Genomic DNA, 216 nt, shown 5'->3' with positions numbered 1-216 from the left:
AAAACAAAAGGTTTGACCAAATAGTCATCCGCGGCCCGGAGAAATGCCTCCTTTTTATCATCTATATCGTCGTATGCTGAGAGAATAATAATTGGGGTAAAGGCGTCATGGCTTCTTATCTTTTTACAGATCTCCAGTCCATTGATTTTGGGCACGTTGATATCCAATAGATAAAAACCATATTTTTTCTGGTGCGTTTTGGCCAAAAACTCAATA

The 216-nt window shown here is 38.4% G+C and carries 1 protein-coding gene; it reads right to left on the bottom strand.

Translation table 11 applies throughout. The annotated features are described in order from the left end of the window. The coding region (locus RRF55_RS29075; protein ID WP_439419462.1) for a response regulator at positions 1-216 on the bottom strand (216 nt) is incomplete at both ends.

This window comes from Klebsiella sp. K47 (assembly GCF_051858335.1).
Classification (GTDB): domain Bacteria; phylum Pseudomonadota; class Gammaproteobacteria; order Enterobacterales; family Enterobacteriaceae; genus Klebsiella; species Klebsiella pneumoniae.
Note: the sequence above shows the minus strand (reverse complement) of the source record. Positions and strands in the feature narration are given on the sequence as shown.